Here is a 20,454-nt window from a genome sequence, read left to right as displayed (position 1 = left end):
GGCGGGGCCCGGCATGTCGATCATCCGGGTCGTCAGCTACAACATCCACAAGGGACGTTCGGCGACGGGCGGCCGGGAGTCGCTCTCGGACCTGCGCCTGGGCCTCTACGGGCTGCGTCCCGATCTGCTGTTCCTCCAGGAGGTCCAGGGGCGCAACCAGGTGCGTGGCAGCCTGGATGCCCAGCACGAATCGCTGGCGGCGGTGCTGCGCATGGAGGCCGCCTACGGCTGCAATGCCGTGCGCGCGGCCACGGATCACGGCAATGCCCTGCTGTCGCGCTATCCCATCCTGCAGTATGAAAACCAGGATATTTCCGATCACCGGCTGGAGCAGCGAGGCCTGCTGCATGGGGTGGTCGAGGTCGACGGCCAGTCGGTGCATTGCATCGTGGTCCACCTGGGGCTGTTGGCCCGCGGGCGTTCGCGCCAGGTACAGGCCCTGGTAGAGCGCATCGGGCGCCTGGTGCCCGACGACGAACCGTTGTTGATCGCCGGGGATTTCAACGATTGGGGGAATCGCCTGGCGCCCTTGTTCGTGCGGCAGTTGGGCCTGTACGAAGTGTTTGCGGTGGCCCCGCAAGGCGGCGATGAAGTCCACCGCCTGCGGCGGACCGTCGCACGCTTGCGCGCGCAACTGCCCTGGGTGGTCGGGCGCGGCGGCATGCCCACGCCCGAACTCGGTTTCAATGGTGGCGCCCGTCTGACGCCGCCGCCGCGGACCTTTCCCTCGGCATTCCCCTGGCTGCGCCTGGACCGTATCTATCAGCGAGGCTTTGCGGTGCGCAGTGCCCGCGTCCTGTACGGCGCGCCCTGGCGACAGCTCTCGGATCACGCGCCCTTGATGGCCGAGCTCGAGTTGCCTTGAGCCCGGCGGTGGGGCGCACGGCGGGCTATAGGGCCGCGATCAGTGCGCGCAGCGCCTCGGTCTCGTCTTCGTCCATGTCCCGCAATGGGGGGCGCACCGGGCCGCCGGGGTGGCCGACGATGCGGGCGCCTGCCTTGACGATGCTGACGGCGTAGCCGGCCTTGCGGTTGCGGATGTCGAGGAACGGCAGAAAGAATTTGTCCAGCAGTGCGTTGGTCGTGGCCTCGTCGCCGGCCTTCAGGGCCGCGTAGAACGCCATGGCGGTCTCGGGAATGAAGTTGAACACCGCCGACGAATACACCGGCACGCCCAGTGCGCGATAGGCCGCCGCATAGACTTCGGCCGTCGGCAGACCGCCCAGGTACGCCAGGCGGTCGCCCAGCAGGCGGCGCACCCGCACCATGTTCTCGATGTCGCCCACGCCGTCCTTGAAGCCGATCAAGTTGGGACATTCGTCCGCCAGCTGGACCAGCCGATGCGCCTCGAGCCGGCACTGGCCGCGGTTGTAGACGATGACGCCGATGTCGACCGCCTGGCAGACCTCGCGGATGTGCGCGGCGATGCCGTCCTGGGGCGCCTCGGTCATGTAGTGGGGCATCAGCAGCACGCCGGCCGCGCCCAGGCGCTGGGCCTCGCGGGCGTAGTCGATGGCGACCCGCGTGGGTCCGCCGGCGCCCGCCAGGATGGGGGTGTGGTTCCTGCAGGTGTCCACGGCGGTGTGCACCACCTGCGTGTAGTCCTCGGGGGTCAGCGAAAAGTATTCGCCTGTGCCGCCTGCGGCGAACAGGGCGCGGGCGCCGTAGGGAACCAGCCATTCCAGGCGAGCGCGATAGCCGTCGGCGTCGAAGCTGCCGTCCTCATGGAAATCGGTGATGGGGAAAGACATCAGGCCGTCCGAAAGGACGTCCTTGAGTTCCTGCGGCGTGGTGGTGGACATTGGGCTTTCCTTAAAGGAGTGGGGCGGCGGCACGCGCAGCCATCCAGGTCTGGGGTGTAAAGTTATATGTTATCGTATAACATGAGTCGTGAAACTACAAGCAGCCTGGGCGTAATGAGGGATATCCCTTCAAAAGCCCTGTTTAAAAGGGATTGGTCTCGGTGCAAGCGTCGTTCTTGCCTGCGCCTCCAGAGTCATGTTAGTCATATGATGACTAAACAGGGCACAGCACCAAAAGGCCGGTGGGTGCAGCCGGCATCCCTTGCGGTGGCTGGGGTGCCGCTGGATCAGCCCTTGCGGGCGAGCTCCTGTGCCTTGCGCAGCCGCTCGCGGCTGTTGGCCAGGTGGGTGCGCATGGCGGCGCGGGCGGCGTCCGGGTCCTTGCGTGCGATGGCGTTGTAGATGTCCTCGTGTTCGAGGTGGACGCGGTTCAGATAGGTGTCGCGGTCGTTGTCCGCGAGCGCGGCCGAATTGATGCGGGCGCGCGGGATGATGGTTTTGCCCAGCTGCTTGAGGATGTCGTGGAAATAGCGGTTGCCCGTGGCCGTGGCCACCAACAGGTGGAAGGCGATGTCGGACACGACCGCGTTGCCGGTTTTCTTGTGGACATGCTGGGCGAACTCGTCGAGGATGCTGCGCAGCTGCTGTACGTGCGCCTCGGTGCGCCGCTGGGCGGCGAGGCCGGCGGCCTCGGTCTCGAGGCTGATGCGCAGCTCCAGGATCGCCATGAGGTCGAGCATCGTGAGGATGTTCTCGGCGTTGATGCGCAGGTGCTGTTCGCTCTGGGGGTCCAGCAGGAAAGTGCCGATGCCGTGCCGGGTCTCGACCAGGCCGGCCGCCTGCAGCCGCGAGATCGCCTCGCGGATGACGGTGCGGCTGACGCCGAAGGCCTCCATCAGCTCGGATTCGGTGGGGAGCTTTTCACCGACGTGGAATTCGCCGTTGCGGATGCGCTCGGACAGCGCGGCAACGACGTTCTTGGTCAGGTTGCGCGAGCGGCGTTCGGGGATGGCGGCGTGTGTCGGAGTCATGGGCTTTTCTTTTCAGGCGGGCTCGTACATTCATCATACTGCATCCTTTCTTTCAAAATAAGACGTATGACGACGTGAGGGCTAGATACAACAGCACGGCGCCTGTGCTCGCTCTGATCGGCGTGTGCCGGACGGGATTCCGGCGCGGTCTTGATTGCCCCGAGAGCCCAGTGGTTGTAAGATGAATCGCCTCTGCGCAACGATTGCCGGGCCCACTGAACAGCCGGAAATCGTCTTTTCATTTATACGATGACATATAACAACAGGACTCCAGACGTGACCGTCGACAGCGCCTTCATCAAGATTCCACGCCATATCCGCATGCACCAGGACGACAATGTCGCCATCGTCGTCAATGATCGCGGCCTGCCCTCCGGCGCGTGCTTCGAGTCGGGGCTCGTCCTGCGCGAGCACGTGCCGCAGGGGCACAAGGTCGCCCTGGTCGATATCGCCGCGGGGGCGCCGATCCTGCGCTATGGGGTGGTCATCGGCTATGCCGCGCGCGACCTGCCGGCCGGCAGCTGGGTCTATGAAGCCGTGATGCGCATGCCGGAGGCGCCGGGGCTGGACGATCTGCCGGTGGGCACCGCATTGCGTCCGGCGGGCCCGGCTCTGGAAGGCTACACCTTCGAGGGTTATCGCAACGCCGACGGCTCGGTGGGCACGCGCAACATCCTGGCCATCTCCACCACGGTGCAATGCGTGTCCGGGGTGGTCGAGTATGCCCTGGCGCGCATCCGCAAGGATCTGCTGCCTCGCTATCCGAACGTCGACGGCGTGGTGGCGCTGCGCCATGGCTATGGCTGTGGCGTGGCCATCGATGCGCCGGGGGCTTCGGTGCCGGTGCGCACCCTGCGCAATATCGCGCGCAATCCGAACTTCGGCGGCGAGGTGATGCTGGTCAGCCTGGGTTGCGAGAAACTGCAGCCCGAGCGCCTGATGCCCGAGCGCTTCCGGCGCGACGAAGCAGGCCATACCGATCTGGTACGCCTGCAGGACGAGGCGCATGTCGGCTTCCAGGCCATGATCGACTCCATCGTCGAGACCGCCGACCAGCATTTGCGGCGCCTCGACCGGCGGCGCCGCGAAACGTGCCCGGCTGCGGAATTGGTCGTGGGCATGCAATGCGGCGGCAGTGATGCGTTCTCGGGGGTCACCGCCAATCCCGCGCTGGGCGCCGCCGCGGACCTGCTGGTGCGCGCGGGTGCCACGGTGATGTTCTCGGAGGTGACCGAGGTGCGCGACGGGATCGGCCAGTTGACCGCGCGTGCCGCCACCCCCGAAGTGGCCCGCGCGCTGGTGCGCGAGATGGATTGGTTCGACCAGTACCTGCGTGCCGGCCATGCCGACCGTAGCGCCAACACCACGCCGGGCAACAAGCGCGGGGGCCTGTCGAACATCGTGGAAAAGGCGATGGGATCCATCGTCAAGTCCGGCAGCAGCCCCATCCAGAGCGTGATCGGGCCGGGCGAACGCGTCGAGGGCAAGGGTTTGGTCTACGCAGCCACGCCGGCGGGTGATTTCGTCTGCGGCACCTTGCAGTTGGCCGCGGGCATGAACGTGCACATCTTCACCACGGGCCGCGGCACGCCCTACGGTCTGGCCGAAGTGCCGGTCATCAAGGTCGCCACGCGCACCGAGCTGGCACGGCGCTGGCACGACCTGATGGACGTCGATGCCGGGCGCATCGCCACCGGCGAGGCCACGATCGAGGAGGTGGGCATGGAGGTTTTTCGCTTGATCCTGGACGTGGCCAGCGGCCGCCGGACCTGGGCCGAGCACTGGGGCATCGCCAACGACCTGGTGTTGTTCAATCCCGGGCCGGTGACCTGAAAGCGGCGATGCGCAGCGCGCTCGCATCCCGCCCGGGATCACCGCGCCATGCAGGGTCCCCGGGGGATCGGGCACCTCAGAAACGCGGCGGCTTGCCGCTCCAGTCCGGCTGGTACTTGCGCATCTGCGCGCTGTCGTCGCGGGTGCGGATGCCGCAGGTCTGGTATTGCCGGTGCAGCCGCGCCAGCACGTCCTGGTCGATCTCGACTCCCAGCCCGGGGGCGTCGCTGATGCGCACCGCGCCGTTCTCGAAGGGAATGCGGCCGCCGACGAGGAGTTCTTCGTCGTCGGCCAGCCAGGGGTAGTGGGTGTCGCAGGCATAGCTCAGCGTGGGCACGCTGGCGGCCAGGTGGGTCATGGCCATCAGGCTGATGCCCAGGTGCGAATTGGAATGCATGGACAGGCCCAGCCCGAACACCTCGCACATGCGCGCCAGCAACTGCGTGTCGCGCAGGCCGCCCCAATAATGGTGGTCGGACAGGATGATTTGCGCCCCGTTGACGTGCACGTTCTTGCGGAACTGCTCGAGGTCCGTGACGACCATGTTGGTGGCCAGCGGCAGGCCGGTCGCGCGGTGCAATTCGGCCATGTCCTCCATCGTGGGGCTGGGGTCCTCGTAGTACTCCAGGTGACCGTCGAGCTTCTTGCCCATGTCCAGCGCGGTCTGCAGCGACCAATTGCCGTTCGGGTCGATGCGTAACGGCATGTCGGGAAACCGCGAGCGCAGCGCCTCGATGCATTCCACCTCGACGTCGGGCTCCAGCACGCCGCCCTTGAGCTTGATGCTTTGGAAGCCGTAGCGGCCGATCATGGTCGCCGCCTGCGCGACAAGCTGCTCGGCCGTCACGGCCTCGCCCCAGGGGTCGTCCGGGTAGTCCGGGCCGGTGTCGATGTGGCGGGCATACTTGAAGAACAGGTAGGCGCTGAACGGCACGGCATCGCGCACCGCCCCGCCCAGCAGCGTGACCAGGGGAATGCCCAGGTAGCGGGCCTGCATGTCCAGCAGCGCGACTTCCAGCGCGGAATAGAGCTTCTGGAGGTTCTTTTTGGGATCGGTGCCGGGGGCCAGCAAGTATTCCGTATTGCCGCTGATCCGGGTCGAGGACACGACTGCGCGCACGCGCGTGCGCAGGCCATTGAGGTCGAAGGGATCGAGGCCCGCCAGTGCAGGGCGCAGGGCCTCCAGCAGTTCGATGACCGGCGCATCGCCGTAGGTTTCACCCAGTCCTATGGTGCCGTTGTCGCTCTCGAGTTCGATGATGGTGCGCAATGCGAACGGCTCGTGGATCCCGGCCGCGTTCAGCAGTGGAGGATCGCGAAAGGCGATCGGGGTGATCTTGATGGTCTTGAGTTTCATGGAAATTTCCCGATGAATTGACTTATGTTGTCGTATAACATGAGCGAATTTAGGGGAAGCCCTTATCTCGCAGCTACTAGGGAATTCACCTAGAAAATTTTCAGATTTCAATAAATATCCTTTTTATTCAATAATATAAGTAAATAATCGAATTCCGCGAGAGTGGGGGGAATCCCAGGAAAAAGCATGATTGACGATTGTCAAATTCCGGTCCTTAGTTATATGATGACTTATGAAGACGCCGGCCCGCCCGGGTCTGCGGAATCATCGAGAATCACGCGATCCAACAACGCTTACTGAAAGAGCAAGGAGACGACACATGAACGCACTCAAGAGCGCCCGCCACGGCCGGCTGCGCACCTTGGCGAGCGCGCTGGCGGTGGCATGCGCCGCGGCGACCGCACAGGCCGCGCCCGTGGACATCAACGTGGTCGACGTGGCCGGGAACCTGGCCCTCACCCAGAAGGCCATGGAGAACTTCCGCGATGAGAATCCCGACCTGGTGGGCCGCATCACGTTCACCAAGGCGCCGTCGCCCCAGCTGCCGGGCAAGATCAAGGCCATGCAGAACGCCGGCCGCTCGGACATCGACCTGGTCCTGACCGGGACCGACGCCCTGTCCGCCGGGATCGAACAAGACCTGTGGTTGCAGCTGTTTCCCAAGTACGAGACCGAGTTCAAGGGCATCCTGACCCAGTATGACCGCGGCCCGGCCCGCATGCAGGAGCTGGCGCAAGGCTACGGGCTCGAGGTCACTTTCATGCCCGCCGGCCCCTTCCTGGAATACAACCCCGCCAAGGTCGACAATCCGCCCAAGACGCCCGCCGAGTTGCTGGCCTGGTGCCAGGCGAACCCGAACAAGTTCATCTATGCGCGCCCGGCGAACTCCGGCCCGGGGCGCACCTTCCTGATGGGCCTGCCCTATCTGCTGGGCGACAAGGATCCCTACGATCCGGTCAATGGCTGGGACAAGACCTGGGACTACCTCAAGAAGCTCAACGAGTGCGTGCCCTACTATCCGGGCGGCACCGGGGCCGTCATGAAGGAACTGGGCGAGGGCAGCCGCGACATGACGGTGACGGTCACCGGCTGGGATATCAATCCGCGCGCCCTGGGCGTGGTGCCGGCCGAGTTCAAGATCCAGGCCTTCGACAACTTTACCTGGGTGAACGACGCGCACTACATGGTGATTCCCAAGGGGGTGTCCGAGGAAAAGCGCCAGGTCCTGTTCAAGCTGCTCAAGTACATGATGCAGCCCAAGCAGCAGGCCATGACCTATGACGCCGGCTACTTCTATCCCGGCCCGGCGATCCGCGACGTGCCGCTGTCGGCCGCGCCCAAGGAAAGCCAGGAAATCATCGAGAAGTTCGGCCGTCCCGAGTACGCCGAGCTGATCGCCCGCCGCCCGCATGCGGTGCCGCTGGATCCCAAGACCATGGTCGAGGCGTTCCGCAAGTGGGACACTGAAGTCGGCGCGCTCAAGAAGTAAGCGCCACCGGCGCAGCGCGGGCGGCTTGCCGACCGTGCCGCGCCGTGGGGCTGCGCCCCGAAACCAATGGAACCGACAGAATATGAACCAGAATTTCCAGCAGCTGCGCCTGGACGCCGTGGGCCGCAGTTTCGAGACGGCCTCGGGCGGCGCCGTAGCCGCCCTGAGCGGCCTGGACCTGACCATCCGGCGCGGCGAATTCATTGCCCTGCTCGGCCCCTCGGGTTGCGGTAAATCGACCGCGCTCAACTGCCTGGCGGGCCTGACGACCCTGACCTCGGGGGCGATCTGGCTGGACGAGACGCGTATCGACGTGCTGCCCTCCGAGCGCCGCGGCTTTGGCATGGTCTTCCAGAACTATGCCTTGTTCCCCCATATGACCGTGCTCCAGAACGTCGGCTTCGGCCTGCGCATGCGGCGTGTGCCCAAGGCCGAGATCGCGCGCCGCGCCCGCGAGGCCCTGCAGCTGGTGCAGTTGATCGGCCATGAGAACAAGCTGCCCGGGCAGCTGTCGGGCGGCCAGCAGCAGCGCGTGGCCATCGCGCGCGCCATCGTCATCGAGCCGCCGGTCATCCTCATGGACGAACCCCTGTCGAATCTGGATGCCAAGCTGCGCATCGAGATGCGGGCCGAGATCCGCCGGATCCACACCCAGCTCGAACGTGCCACCATCTACGTGACACACGACCAGGACGAGGCCTTGTCGATGGCCGATCGCATCGTGGTGATGCGCGCCGGGACCGTGCAGCAGGTCGGTACGCCGCGCGAGGTCTATGGCCGGCCGCGCAACCTGCACGTGGCGCGCTTCATGGGCTATCGCAATGTCCTGCCGTTTCGCGTCGTCGGCCGCGCGGGCGAACGGTTGACCGTGAACCGCGCGGGCGTACGCCTCGCGGGACAGGCGCTGGACGTCGCCGACGGCCAGGCCGAAGTCTCGGTGGCCATGCGTCCGGACGACTTCGAACTGGCGGGCGAGGCCGACGACAACACCTTCGAGGCCACCGTGCGCACCGTCGAGTTCGGCGGCCGCGATTCGCTCTTGTTCGTGTCCTCGGCGCTGGGCGACCTGTACGTGCGCCTGCCCGGCGCGGCCAGCCCCGGCGACCGGGTCCGGCTGCGCATTCCCGCCGAGCGCGCCCTGGCCTATGCGGAGGCGGCATGAGCGTAGGCGCGCTGACTCTGAAGCCGCCGCGCGACCGGCGCGGCTGGCTGGTGGCGCCCGCGGTCCTGCTGCTGCTGGCGCTGTTCATCTATCCCTTTCTCTACGGGGTGGGGATCTCTTTCCAGCCGCTGGACAATCCCAGCGTCTGGTACAACTATGTGCACTTTTTTACCGACCCCACCCAGTGGGGCACCCTGTGGGTGACGCTCAAGCTCGCGGTTCCGGCCACGATCATCAATGTGGGGGTGTCCGTGCCCGTGGCCTTCGCGCTGCGCCGCAACACGCCCGCCCAGCGTATCGTCACGACCTTGCTGGTGATCCCGATCACCTTGGGCACCGTGCTGATCGCCGACGGCATGTTGACGTTCTACGGCCCCTCGGGCTGGTTCCCGCAGGCCCTGCAAGGCTTGCATTTGTACATGGACGAGGTCCGGCTGACCCATAACTTCTGGGGCGTGCTGATCTCCCTGATCATTTCGGGCTTTCCCTTTGCCTTCCTGCTGACGCTGTCGTATATCTCGGGCATCGATCCGACGCTGGCGCGCGCGGCCGGCACGCTGGGTGCAAATTCCTGGAATCAGTTCCGCCTGATCTACTTTCCCTTGCTGGTGCCGGGGCTCACCATGGCGGCCGCGTTGTCCTTCGTGCAGGCTTTCGCGGTGTTCCCGTCCGCCATCCTGCTGGGCGCGCCGGCGGGGCCCACACGGGTCATTTCAATCGCGGCCTACGAGGCGGCCTTCGAGCAATACGACTACGGGATGGCCTCGGCGATCGCCATCGTCATGGGCTTCGTCCAATTGCTGATCATCTGCGCGATGTTCGCCTTCCGGCGGGCGTTCTACAGCGGCCCGACGACCGGAGGCAAGGGATGAGCGCGCTCGAGCAAACCCTCGAGGGGGAGACGGCCGGCGGGCCGGCCAAGGGGAAAGCAATGACACGAGAAACGACGAACGGCGCGGCGAGCCTCAAGGGCGGGCAGGGCTGGAACCGGGTGTGGCGTTTCACCATCTGGTCCGTGATGGGGTTCTTCCTGCTGAATGTGGTGTTCATGATCGCGACGGTGGCCGTCAATTCGGTGGCCACGCGCTGGTTCGGCACGCCCTTGCCCGAAGGCGTGACGCTGCAGTGGTATGGCCGGGCCTGGGACGAATTCCAGCTGGCCCATGTCTTGTGGGTGACCATCCAGGTGGTGGTGTCGGTGGTGGTCCTGTCCATCGTCCTGGGCGTACCCGCGGCCTATGGGCTGGCGCGCGCGCGATTTCCGGGCAAGCGGCTGGTCATGCTGCTGGTCCTGCTGCCCATGATGGTGCCGCCGGTCACTTACGGCATTCCGATGGCCACGGCCATGTACGAGATCGGCGTCGGCGGGACGCTGGCGGGCGTGATCCTGTCGAACCTGGTGCCCGCGCTGCCTTTTGTGATCCTGGTGATGACGCCCTTCATCGAGCAGATCGATCCGGGACTGGAGTCCGTGGCGCGCATCTTCGGCGCCAATACGGCCCAGTACTTCCGCCACGTGCTGCTGCCGCTGCTGGTGCCCGGCATGCTGGCGGCGGGGCTGCTGGTCCTGGTGCGCACCATCGGCATGTTCGAGTTGACGTTCTTTACCGCGGGGCCGTCCTCACAGACCTTGGTCGTGGCGCTGTACTACGCGGTGTTCTCGACCGGTGTGCGGGCGCCGCAGGCGATCGACGCCATGGCCATGATCTACATGGCCATCACGCTGGTGTGGGTACTGATCGCCCTGCGTTACGTCAGCCCGACCCAGCTCGTGAGCCGCGTCAAGGAGGCGCCGCGTGAGGCCTGAGGCGGGCGGCGGAGCGGCCCGGGGATGATGCCGGGCTGGATGGATGCCCGGGCCGAGGCCCGCATCCGCCTGGATTGCGGGCCGCATTCGGCGGTACTGGCGCCCGATGCGGGCGGCCGCGTCCTCAGCCTGTCCAGCGAGACCTCCGCCGGCCGGCGCGACTGGCTGGTGCCGGTCCAGGCGGACGGCTGGCCGGCGGACGCCTGGCCCAAGGGCGGCATGTTCCCCCTGGCGCCCTTTTCCAATCGCATCCGCGACGGGCGCCTGCATTGGCGGGGACGCGTCCTGCGGCTGGATCGGTATCCCGGCCAGGCACACCCCTTGCACGGTCATGCGCAAGCCGGCCGCTGGCATGTGCTGACGGTCGGTGGGAACCATGTGGACATGCGCTACGAGCATCCGCCGGGCGCCGCGGGCTGGCCCTGGGCGTGGCGGCTGGATCAGGCGGTCCGCCTGGCGGAGTCGGGACTGACGGTGGGCTTGGCGCTCACCAACCAGTCGGCGGAGGCGATGCCGGCGGGCCTGGGCCTGCACCCGTATTTCACCGCCTTGCAGGCTCGGCTGCGGGCCGCGACCCTCTGGGAGCACGAGGAGGAAATCGCCGTGCGTCCGCGTCCGAACACGCAGACCACGTGGGCCCGGGGGGCCGACACCTGGACCGCCTATCTGGCGGATTGGGACGGGACCTGCGAGCTGGCGTGGGAGGCGGGACCGGGGCTGCGGATCGACACCGATCTGCACCAGGCGGTGCTGCATGCGCCTCGGGGACGGTATCTGTGCGTGGAGCCCGTCAGTCACGTCAGCAACGCCTTCAACCTGGCGGCTGCCGGCGCAGCGGGCACCGGATGGCGGATCCTGGAACCGGGCGGGGTCATGAGGGCCCAGGTGACGTTGGCCTGGATGCGCTAGGACCCCGCGGAAGGAAACTTTTCGGCGCCGACGCGGTCTCATGGTATGTCAGGCAGGGATTAGCACTCCTCCCTATAGAGTGCTAACATATCTCTGGGAATCTCCCTTCGAGGACTATCCGAACATGAGCAATTCTTCGCAATCCCTGGCGCTCGCACCGGCCAACCTGGCCGTGGCGATCTCCAATCCGGGTGCGTTGGGCACGATCGAGGCCTATATCAGTGCCGTCAATCGCCTGCCGATGCTGAGCGCCGAGCAGGAAGCCGATCTGGGCCGTCGCCTGCGCGACCAGGACGACCTGGACGCTGCCCGGCAACTCGTCATGTCGCATTTGCGGCTGGTCGTGTCCGTCTCCCGGCAATACCTGGGATACGGCCTGGCGCATGCCGATCTCATCCAGGAGGGCAACATCGGCCTGATGAAGGCCGTGCGGCGCTTCGACCCCAGCCGAGGCGTGCGGCTGGTGTCTTTTGCGGTCCACTGGATCCGTGCCGAGATCCATGAATACGTCGTGCGCAACTGGCGGCTGGTCAAGGTCGCCACCACCAAGGCGCAGCGCAAGCTGTTCTTCAACCTGCGCCGCATGCGCCCGGACGGCCAGACACTGGCCCCGGGTCAGGTCGACGACATTGCCCGCGAACTCAAGGTGCGTCCCGAGGACGTCTCCGAAATGGAGGTCCGTCTGTCGGGCGGCGATTGCGCCCTCGAATCGCCCCAAGGCGACGAGGATGCGTTCACGCCGATTTCCTGGCTCTCGGCCGAGGGGCAGGAGCCCACCCAGGTGTTGGCTCGCCGGGATCGCGACGCCCTCCAGGGGGTCGGCCTGGAACAGGCCATTGAGTCCCTGGATCCGCGTTCACAGCGCATCGTGCGCGCCCGCTGGCTGCGCGATGAGGGCGGCGCCACGCTGCACGAACTGGCCGAGGAATACGGCATTTCTGCCGAACGCGTGCGCCAGATCGAGGCCGCGGCATTCAAAAAACTGCGCGCAGCACTGGCCGAGCAGCACGAGGCACTGGCGGCCTGACCGCCGACGAGCACCCAACAGGCCGGTGACCGGCCCGTTGACGCGCATCTCAGCAACGTCATAATTTTTTGCACTTCAGCGCGGCCCTGGCGGAAACTTTCAGGTCCGCGGGCGGACTAATCCATCATGGACTCACCAGCGGCCCCACGGGCTGCAAGGGTCTTGTCGTCCGCTTCAGCTTCTCCTCTTCCCCTCCCTATCGAAGCGGATGTTCACGGGATACCCGCATGGGTATCCCTTTTTTTTGGTCTGGCCGCGGCTTGGACCAGCCAGAGCGTGATGGCGACCGATGCCGCGAGCGCGATTCCCAACGCCGCCTGCCATGATCCCTGCGTGATCGCGAGCGCCGGCGCTGCCGATGCGCTGGTGGATCGTCACTGCGATCACGGTATAGCTGATCGGAAAGGCCAACAGCAGCCCCGATCCGGCTGCCCCCAGCCGCTGGCTCAGGGTGGTCACGGCGGCCACCAGCACGCCGGCCAGCAGACCCCTCAGGAGCAGCAGGCCCGTACCGCCGACCTTGCCCTTGGCCGTGGGAACCAGGGGCAGGAAGCGTGCGCCGAGAGACCAGCAGGCCCATGTCGTCAGGACGAACAGACCCGCCGCCAGCCAGACCTCGGCGGGCAGGAGGCGCAGCAGGGCCGCCGCCAGCAGCCAGACGGCGAGGGCGCCGGCCAGGGCCGCCCAGGGCCTCGCCCGGTACGCCGCCGCCAGGTAGGCCAGCAAAAAAAGCTGGGTGGCGCACAGCGACAACAGGGCGTATGTGGCGGCCTGGGCGATGAATGGCGCGGAAGCCTGGGCGCCGAGGAAATAAAAGCCGGGACCGAGCACGATCGGCAAACCCGCCAGTGCCCCGCCGATGCGCGGCCCGAACGCGCCCACCGACCAGGTGACGGCGATCACGACGAAGGCCGTCGCGATCATGCGGATGATCAGGGCGCCGATCGAAACGTCCGTTAGCAGCGATGCCGACATCACTTCATATCCAAGCTTCATTCAGAAGCGCCATCGTACGCCAATCACGGGCAAGCCTTCCAACGCATCGCGCCGGTTTTTTTACATCCTCTCCGCCGGACCGACCGCAAAACCGCTATCCTTTTAGGGCATCCCTTCTCATCGACCACCGCTCATGAAAGTAGGCCTCCTGGTATTCGGCCTCGCGGGCCTCTTGGCCCTGGTGTCCTTCATGCCGCCGCTGGCGGGCCGCCTGCGCCTGCCGTATTCGGTGCTGCTGGCCATCGTGGGTTTCATCCTCGGGGTCATCATCCACGTGCACGATTGGGCGCCGGCCGTGATGGTGGATTTCCTCGACACGCTCGAGCACTTCGAGATCTCGTCCGAGACCTTCCTGTACGTGTTCCTGCCGGTGCTGCTGTTCGAGACCGCGCTGTCCATGAACGTGCGCCGTCTGATGGACGACATCAGCCCCATCCTGGTGATGGCGATCGTCGCGGTGGTCGTGTGCACGCTGGCGGTGGGATTTTCGCTGGCGGCGGTTTCGCCGTACAGCCTGGTGGTGTGCCTGATGCTGGGCGCCATCGTGGCGACCACGGACCCGGTTGCCGTGGTCGGCATTTTCCGCGAGGTCGGCGCGCCGCGCCGCCTCATGAATCTGGTCGAGGGCGAGGCGCTGTTCAACGACGCGGCCTCGATCGCCCTGTATTCCGTGCTGCTGACGGTCATGTTCCAGGGCGGCACACCGTCGGCGGCGGCGGTCCTGCAGGGTTTTCTGATCAGTTTCCTGGGCGGCGGCCTGGCAGGATTCGTCATCGGCAAGGTGACGACCAGCCTGTTCATCTGGCTGCGGGGCTGGCCCACCGCCGAGGTGACCCTGACCGTGGCCCTGGCCTACCTGACCTTCTTCGTCTCCGAGCATTACCTGGGGGTCTCCGGGGTGGTGGCCACGGTGATCGCCGGCCTGGTCGTGAATTCGACCGGCCGCACCCGCCTGTCGCCCACCACCTTCGAGCAACTGTCCAGCGCCTGGGCGCAGTTCGGTTTCTGGGCGAATTCGCTGATTTTCGTGTTTGCCGCCATGCTGATCCCGCGCATGATGGCGGAGATCACCTGGATCGAGGTTCTGCTGATCCTGGTCCTTTTCATCGTGACCTTCCTGGCGCGTGCGGTGATTGTCCATGGCCTGCTGCCCTTGCTGGGATGGATGCGCCTGAGCACGCGCGTCAGCCGCCCCTATCGGGACGTGATGCTGGTCGGGGGGCTGCGCGGCGCGGTGTCGCTGGCGCTGGCGCTGGCCGTGACCGAACAGCCCGCCGTGCCGCACGATGCACGTCAGTTCATCGCGGTGGCGACCACGGGCTTCGTGCTGATGACCCTGTTCATCAATGGCCTGACCCTGCGGCCCTTGATCTTTCGCCTCGGCCTGAACCAGTTGTCGCCCGTGGACCGCGCCTTGCGCGATCAGGCGCAGGCCGTCGAACTCGAGGCGCTGCGCGCCAAGACCGACGAGATCGCGCGCAACGAGCACATCGCCCACGAGGTGATGGAACGCATCCACAATGTGTTCGACGCCGGCCAGGCGGGCGTCGGCGCGGCCCAGGTGCAGCAATTGACCCGCGAGCAGAAGATCGCCGTCGGGATGGGGATCCTGGCGGGGCGCGAGGAGGAGATGTTCTTCGAGACCCTCAAGGCGCGGGTGGTCGACTGGCGGACCGCCGAATCATTGCTGGCACGTGCCGAACGTCTGGGCGATGCCGTGCGTGCCGGCGGCCTGCGCGGATTCCAGGATGCGATCGATCGCGATCTGCATTATTCGCTGGGCCTGCGCATCGCCTTGCGCCTGCACCACTTGCCCGGCTTTCAGCGCTGGCTCGAGCGCGAGCTCGCCCGCCGTTTCAACAACCTCATGTGCAAGTGGTCGGTGGCGCGTCGCCTGATCCATTTCGCCGAAACCGACGTGCAGCCCCTGCTGGGCGCCGACGTCACGCAGGCCATCATCGCCGCGCATCGCCAGCGCCTCGATCGCCTCGATACCGCCTTGCAGGCGCTGGGCCTGCAATATCCTGTCTATGCGCAGTGGCTGCAGGAGGTCTACCTGACGCGGATGGCGCGCTCGATGGAGCGCCTGCGCTATCGCGAGATGCTGGCCGAGAACCTCATCAGCGGCGAGACCTATTCCGACCTGATCGACCAGGCCGAGCAGCGCTGGGACTATCTGGACGATCGCGGCGTGCTGGACATCGCCCTGACCGCCGAGGTGCTGATCCAGCGAGTGCCGCTGTTCGAGGGCCTGGACGAGTCCACGCTGGCCGCCATCGGGCGCCTGCTCAAGCCCCGCCTGGCGCTGCCGGATCAAGAAATCCCGATGAAGGTCGGCCGCATGCGGGCCATGTATTTCGTCGCCTCCGGCGCCGTCGTCCTGGACCTGCCCGATGGCACCACCGCGGAATTGGGCAGCGGCCAGATTTTTGGCGAAATGGCCTTGGCCGAAGGCGTGGATTTCGAGGCGCGGGCGCACTCGCTGGGCTATAGCCGCCTGCTGTTGCTGCAGGAAAAGGACTTCAAGACGCTGCTGGAGGGCAACCAGACTTTGCGCGAAAAAATCGAGGACGTGGTGCGTCAGCGCATGCGGGCGGTCGAGGTCTGGCAGCAGTTCCAGTCGGGCGAGCGCCAGCACGAGCCTTTGCCCGACCTCGGGCCGCCCGTGCCGGCATCGCCCGACGCTTAGCCTCGGCGCCCTGTTCGGGGGGCCTAAAGCAGCAGGCGGATGTCGTGCGCCATGTCCTCGGGCGTGCTGTCCGCGCGGACCAGGGCACGCGCCTCGCCGTCGCGGTCCATCAGGTAGAACGACGAGGAATGATTCATCGCATAGTGTTCCGGCGTGGGGCCGGGTTCCTTGGCATAGAAGGCCTTGAAGGATTTCGCGGTCTTGTCGAGCTGCTCGGGGGTGCCGGTCAGGCCGATGAACGCAGGATCGAAGGCGTGGACGTAGGCGCGCAGCACCGTCGGCGTGTCGCGCGCGGGGTCCACCGACACCATGATCACGCGGACATCGGCGGCCTCGTCGCCCAGCAGTTCCATGGCTTGCGACACCTGCGCCAGGGCGGTGGGGCACACGTCCGGGCACTGCGTGTAGCCGAAGAACACCATCAGGACCTTGCCCTGGTAATCGGCCAGCGTGCGTTGCCGGCCCTCGGTATCGATCATGTCGAGATCGCGACCGAGGTGGGATCCTGTGATGTCGCTGCCGTGGAAATCGAGAGGTTCGGCCGTGCTGGGGGAGCACCCCATCAGGACGGCGGGCAGTGCGCAGGCGGCACCGGCCACCAGGAGGCGGCGTACGGGGGAAAACGAAGGCTTCATGACATCCTATGGGCGCCGCGGGCGGGCGCCCTGTTCAGTGGGGTCCCGATTGATCGGACGGGGCTCAGACGAGCAGTCCGATCCAGTGATCCACGAGCAGGGCGGCGAACAGCAGGGCCAGATATATGATCGAGTAATGGAACAGTTTACGCGCTCGGGCGTCGCTGTAGTTTCGATAGAGCGCAAGGGATTGCCACACGAAGCGGCCGCTGAGCGCGCAGGCGGCCACCAGGTACGCGGGGCCGCTCATGCGGATGACGAACGGCAGCATCGTGGCCGCGAACAGCGCGATGCTGTAGAGCAGGATGTGCAGCCGGGTGAAATGCTTGCCGTGGGTCACGGGCAGCATGGGCAACCCGGATTCGACGTAGTCCTTGCTGCGGTACAAGGCCAGCGCCCAGAAATGGGGCGGCGTCCAGATGAAGATGATCAGCACCAGGATCCATGCCTCGGCGGGCACCGCGTCGGCCATGGCGGCCCAGCCCAGCGCCGGCGGCATGGCGCCGGAAAACCCGCCGATGACGATGTTCTGCGGAGTGAGGGGCTTGAGCAGGGCGGTGTAGATCAGCGCATAGCCGACGAAGGTGGCGAAGGTCAGCCACATCGTCAGGGCATTGACCCACCAGTACAGCACCAGCATGCCCATGCCGCCCAGGATGCCCGCCATCAGCAGCACCTGCTGGCTGGAGATCACGCCGCTGGCCGTGCCCCGGCGGGCGGTGCGCAGCATGAGGGCGTCGGTCTCGCGCTCGATCAGGCAGTTGATCGAGAAGGCCGCCGCGGCGAGCAGCCAGATCCCCGCCGTGGCCGCCGCCAGGCGCAAGGGGTCGGGCATGCCGGGCGTTGCCAGGAACATGCCGATGACGGCACAGAAGACGGCGAGCTGCGTGACGCGGGGCTTGGTCAGCGTCAGGTACTGGCGCAACAGCGAATGGGGCGAGGCGGTGGTGGAACTCATGGGGCTATTCTAGACGGTTTGCCGGCCTGCGATAAGCGCAGCAACATGGTGACGCCGACCAGCACCAGGCCGGCTGCGCCGCCGTTGTGCAGGACGGCGATCAGCAGCGGCCACTGGAAGAAGATCGTCGTCAGGCCCGTCAGCAACTGCAGGGCCAGCAGGGCCAGCAGCAGGCGGGCGGGCCCGGCCAGCCCGGGCACGGCGCGCAGGCGCCATCCCAGCACGCCCAACAGGGCGAAGACCGCGATCGCGAAGTTGCGGTGCGTCCAGTGGATGGCCGTCAGGGCCTCCTGGGAGATCATTTCCCCCGAGGGCAAGTGGCCGAGTCCGCGCACCAGCGAATAGCCGCCGTGGAAATCCATAGGGGGCAGCCATTGGCCGTGGCAGGTCGGAAAATCCATGCAGGCCAGGGCCGCGTAGTTCGTGCTGACCCAACCGCCCAGCGCGAGCTGCACGAACAGGATGCCCAGGCCCAGGATCATCCAGGGCCGCCATCGGGCCGCGTCGGCGGGGACCGGCGCGTGGGCCTTTTCGCGTGCGGCCAGCCAGGTCATCAGCGCCAGCAGGCCCATGCCCAGGACCAGGTGGGTGGTGACTACCAGCGGCATGAGGCGATGGGTCACCGTCCAGGCGCCGAACGCGCCCTGCACGCACACCGCGACCAGGATCACCGTGGCCAGCCGGGGTGTTTGTCCCAGGATGCGGCGATGCCGCCAGGCCATGACGGTGATGCCGATGATGAGCATGCCGAGGATCATGCCGATATAGCGGTGGACCATCTCGATCCAGGCCTTGCCCACGCTGACCGGGCCGTAGGGCATGGCCTCCAGGGCGCGTTCGATGTGCGCGCTGGCGCCCAGCGGGCTGAGGTGCCCGTAGCAGCCCGGCCAGTCCGGACAGCCCAGTCCGGAGTCGGTCAGGCGCACGAAGGCGCCGAACATGATCAGGTCCAGCGTCAGGAACCAGGTGAGGAAGACCAGTTTCCGGTAGCGGGCATGGGAGCGGGAGGGCGAGGTCATGGCGGTCATGGGCTAGCCGATACGGGAGTATTTCAGCAGCGTCCGGATGTCGTCGCGCACGTGCTCGGGCTCGTTGGCGTCCGGAAAGGCCATCATGAGGTTGCCCAGCGGATCGACCACCCACATGCGCTCGAGCAGGCTGGCCTGCGGATCGGCCTCGTCCTGGGTCAGCCAGGCGGCGAGCTGCGCCGGATCCGCCCGCAGGGCGATCGTGCCCTGATAGGCGGAGTCGACGACGGGATTCAGCGGCGCGGCGTCGGTGACGAACCAGATGCGGTTCAGGCGCTCGACCGCCTTGCCTTGGCTGGCGTGCGAATTGCGCAGGACGAAGAGCTTGCGGATACAGCTCTCGGGGCAGGCGCCGGGGCCGGCGCTGATCAGCAGCCATTGGCCCTTGAGGGCGTTCAGGTCGTAGGGCTGTCCGTCGGCGTCGGTGAGGACGAGGTCGGCGGCGGCCGGCATGGGCCGCTGCGGCTCGATCAGGCGCCCGTAGTTCGAGGTGCCTTCCGGCCGCAGCCCGAGGGCGGGCACATAATAGGCCAGCACGGCGAATACGACCGGCGCGAGGCAGACGGCCACGATGGCCAGCAGCGGCAGCTTGGAGCGTGATTGGGGGGCTGGAGTCGTCATGGTGCGGTGTGGTCTTCGTGGGCGGGATGAGGCCTGGGCGGGCGAGGGCGGATCCAGGTGCGCCAGACCAGGACCAGGGCGGCGATCAGGGCAATGGCGGCAAAGCTGAACCATTGCAGGGCGTAGCCGTAGTTCTGTCCGGCGTCCAGGGACGGGCCCGGCCATTCCTGAACCAGGGCCGAGTCTTTCACGGGAGCCTGTTCGAGGATGACCGGCAGCAGTGTCAGGCCGCTGGCGCGGGCCAGATCGGATAATGCCAGATTTTGCACCCGCGGGGGTTCCCCACCCGCTGCCGGGAAGCTTGGCGGGGGTTCCTCGCGCCCCGTGAGCGAGCCCAGATCGAAGAGCCGCGGCACCCGGTGCAGCAGTGTACCGCTGACCTCGACCGTGCCCCGCGGCGGTGCGAGGTCGGGCAGCGGCTCGGACGGCAGCGGACGGGGCGTCCAGCCGCGCAGCACCAGCACCGCCCGGTCTGGATCGTCCCGCAGGCGCAAGGGTGTGGCCACCCATAGGCCGGGCTGGCCTTTGAGGTTGCGATTGTCAAGGAGTACAGTGAAGTTTTGCAGCCATGTGCCATGGACGCGCGCGGGATGCCAGTCCGGGCCGTCCTGCGTCGAGGCGTCGAGGGTGATGGGCGCCGCCGCCCGGCCCGCCTGCATCGCGGCCTCCAGGGCTTCGCGCTCGGCGCCGCGGCGCAGCTGCCACTGGCCGGCCATCGTGCAGGCGATGGTCAGTGCAGCCAGCAGCGCCAGGGCGATGGCCTGGCGGTAGGGAAACTGTGGTGCATTCATTTGCGATAATTCCGGTTGGAGGCGTCGGCGCCCCGCCGATCCGCGCCTTGTCGGCAAGTCCGGCCCTGGAGGGTCCATGAAGATCGTGATCGTCTTGTTGTTCCTGGGGGTGGTGGGCAGCCTTGCCTCCGCCCTGGTGTATCTGATGCAGGATCATAGCCGCAGCGATCGCATGGCCTGGGCGCTGACCTGGCGCATCGGCCTGTCGGTCCTGCTGTTCCTGTTCGTGCTGGTGGGCCACGGCCTGGGCTGGATCGACAGCACGGGCCTGCGGGCCGTGTCCGGATCCTGAGCCGGTTCCCGACCGCTGGGGCTGGGT

The 20,454-nt window shown here is 66.6% G+C and carries 19 protein-coding genes; 10 read left to right on the top strand and 9 right to left on the bottom strand.

The features are described from left to right. Nucleotides 1–13: 13 nt before the first annotated feature. Nucleotides 14–865, top strand: coding sequence for an endonuclease/exonuclease/phosphatase family protein (locus tag OOZ48_RS12720; RefSeq protein WP_269498885.1), 852 nt, complete (start codon nucleotides 14–16; stop codon nucleotides 863–865). Between the two features lie 25 nt (nucleotides 866–890). On the opposite strand, the gene kdgD is transcribed toward OOZ48_RS12720, so the two are convergent. Both kdgD and OOZ48_RS12710 read right to left on the bottom strand, forming a co-directional pair. After that, the gene (gene kdgD, locus OOZ48_RS12715; RefSeq protein WP_269498883.1) at nucleotides 891–1,802 is read right to left on the bottom strand and encodes a 5-dehydro-4-deoxyglucarate dehydratase; all 912 of its coding nucleotides are present in this window, start codon (nucleotides 1,800–1,802) and stop codon (nucleotides 891–893) included. Between the two features lie 287 nt (nucleotides 1,803–2,089). Beyond that, on the bottom strand, nucleotides 2,090–2,833 hold the full coding sequence (locus OOZ48_RS12710) for a FadR/GntR family transcriptional regulator (protein WP_269498881.1): 744 nt from the start codon (nucleotides 2,831–2,833) through the stop codon (nucleotides 2,090–2,092). Nucleotides 2,834–3,154: 321 nt separating this feature from the next. Here OOZ48_RS12710 and garD point away from each other — a divergent pair, with 321 nt between their 5' ends. Continuing rightward, the gene (gene garD / locus OOZ48_RS12705; protein WP_269499146.1) at nucleotides 3,155–4,666 is read left to right on the top strand and encodes a galactarate dehydratase; all 1,512 of its coding nucleotides are present in this window, start codon (nucleotides 3,155–3,157) and stop codon (nucleotides 4,664–4,666) included. Nucleotides 4,667–4,742: 76 nt separating this feature from the next. On the opposite strand, the gene OOZ48_RS12700 is transcribed toward garD, so the two are convergent. Beyond that, complete coding sequence (locus OOZ48_RS12700) at nucleotides 4,743–6,023, bottom strand: glucarate dehydratase family protein (RefSeq protein ID WP_269498878.1); 1,281 nt, start codon at nucleotides 6,021–6,023, stop codon at nucleotides 4,743–4,745. 319 nt (nucleotides 6,024–6,342) lie between these two features. Here OOZ48_RS12700 and OOZ48_RS12695 point away from each other — a divergent pair, with 319 nt between their 5' ends. The 6 genes from OOZ48_RS12695 (at nucleotide 6,343) to rpoH (ending at nucleotide 12,417) form a co-directional block, all read left to right on the top strand. After that, nucleotides 6,343–7,512 carry an ABC transporter substrate-binding protein gene (locus tag OOZ48_RS12695; protein ID WP_269498876.1) on the top strand — a complete coding sequence of 390 codons (1,170 nt, stop codon included), beginning with the start codon at nucleotides 6,343–6,345 and terminating at the stop codon, nucleotides 7,510–7,512. A gap of 82 nt (nucleotides 7,513–7,594) precedes the next feature. After that, complete coding sequence (locus tag OOZ48_RS12690; protein WP_269498874.1) at nucleotides 7,595–8,674, top strand: ABC transporter ATP-binding protein; 1,080 nt, start codon at nucleotides 7,595–7,597, stop codon at nucleotides 8,672–8,674. After that, nucleotides 8,671–9,546 carry an ABC transporter permease gene (locus tag OOZ48_RS12685; protein ID WP_269498872.1) on the top strand — a complete coding sequence of 292 codons (876 nt, stop codon included), beginning with the start codon at nucleotides 8,671–8,673 and terminating at the stop codon, nucleotides 9,544–9,546. The genes OOZ48_RS12690 and OOZ48_RS12685 overlap by 4 nt, the downstream gene beginning before the upstream one ends. Beyond that, entirely contained in the window at nucleotides 9,543–10,481 is a 939-nt protein-coding gene (locus OOZ48_RS12680; RefSeq protein ID WP_442867585.1) for an ABC transporter permease, read from the top strand. The genes OOZ48_RS12685 and OOZ48_RS12680 overlap by 4 nt, the downstream gene beginning before the upstream one ends. A gap of 24 nt (nucleotides 10,482–10,505) precedes the next feature. Then, complete coding sequence (locus OOZ48_RS12675) at nucleotides 10,506–11,390, top strand: aldose epimerase family protein (protein WP_269498871.1); 885 nt, start codon at nucleotides 10,506–10,508, stop codon at nucleotides 11,388–11,390. A 124-nt stretch (nucleotides 11,391–11,514) separates the two neighbouring features. Then, complete coding sequence (rpoH, locus tag OOZ48_RS12670) at nucleotides 11,515–12,417, top strand: RNA polymerase sigma factor RpoH (protein ID WP_269498869.1); 903 nt, start codon at nucleotides 11,515–11,517, stop codon at nucleotides 12,415–12,417. 174 nt (nucleotides 12,418–12,591) lie between these two features. Here rpoH and OOZ48_RS12665 read toward each other — a convergent pair whose 3' ends face one another. Then, nucleotides 12,592–13,392, bottom strand: a complete 801-nt coding sequence (locus OOZ48_RS12665; protein WP_269498867.1) for a hypothetical protein — start codon at nucleotides 13,390–13,392, stop codon at nucleotides 12,592–12,594. 154 nt (nucleotides 13,393–13,546) lie between these two features. Between OOZ48_RS12665 and OOZ48_RS12660 the strand changes: the two genes are divergently transcribed. Then, nucleotides 13,547–16,102, top strand: a complete 2,556-nt coding sequence (locus OOZ48_RS12660) for a cation:proton antiporter (RefSeq protein WP_269498865.1) — start codon at nucleotides 13,547–13,549, stop codon at nucleotides 16,100–16,102. 23 nt (nucleotides 16,103–16,125) lie between these two features. Here the strand turns inward: OOZ48_RS12660 and OOZ48_RS12655 are convergent, their stop codons facing one another. The 5 genes from OOZ48_RS12655 to OOZ48_RS12635 form a co-directional block, all read right to left on the bottom strand. Further along, nucleotides 16,126–16,737: an SCO family protein gene (locus OOZ48_RS12655; protein WP_269498864.1), complete on the bottom strand. Its 612-nt coding sequence runs from the start codon at nucleotides 16,735–16,737 to the stop codon at nucleotides 16,126–16,128. Nucleotides 16,738–16,801: 64 nt separating this feature from the next. Then, the gene (gene cyoE / locus OOZ48_RS12650; protein WP_269498863.1) at nucleotides 16,802–17,695 is read right to left on the bottom strand and encodes a heme o synthase; all 894 of its coding nucleotides are present in this window, start codon (nucleotides 17,693–17,695) and stop codon (nucleotides 16,802–16,804) included. After that, complete coding sequence (locus OOZ48_RS12645) at nucleotides 17,692–18,714, bottom strand: COX15/CtaA family protein (protein WP_269499142.1); 1,023 nt, start codon at nucleotides 18,712–18,714, stop codon at nucleotides 17,692–17,694. The genes cyoE and OOZ48_RS12645 overlap by 4 nt, the downstream gene beginning before the upstream one ends. Nucleotides 18,715–18,726: 12 nt before the next feature. Then, nucleotides 18,727–19,344 (bottom strand): SCO family protein, encoded by a 618-nt coding sequence (locus OOZ48_RS12640; protein WP_269498861.1) that lies wholly within the window; start codon nucleotides 19,342–19,344, stop codon nucleotides 18,727–18,729. Then, nucleotides 19,341–20,135 carry an SURF1 family protein gene (locus OOZ48_RS12635; RefSeq protein ID WP_269498858.1) on the bottom strand — a complete coding sequence of 265 codons (795 nt, stop codon included), beginning with the start codon at nucleotides 20,133–20,135 and terminating at the stop codon, nucleotides 19,341–19,343. The genes OOZ48_RS12640 and OOZ48_RS12635 overlap by 4 nt, the downstream gene beginning before the upstream one ends. Before the next feature lie 76 nt (nucleotides 20,136–20,211). Between OOZ48_RS12635 and OOZ48_RS12630 the strand changes: the two genes are divergently transcribed. Further along, entirely contained in the window at nucleotides 20,212–20,427 is a 216-nt protein-coding gene (locus tag OOZ48_RS12630) for a twin transmembrane helix small protein (RefSeq protein WP_269498854.1), read from the top strand. Nucleotides 20,428–20,454: the final 27 nt, after the last annotated feature.

It is taken from the genome of Castellaniella sp. S9 (assembly GCF_027257175.1).
Lineage (GTDB): Bacteria > Pseudomonadota > Gammaproteobacteria > Burkholderiales > Burkholderiaceae_B > Castellaniella.
This window is presented reverse-complemented; position numbering and strand designations above follow the sequence as displayed.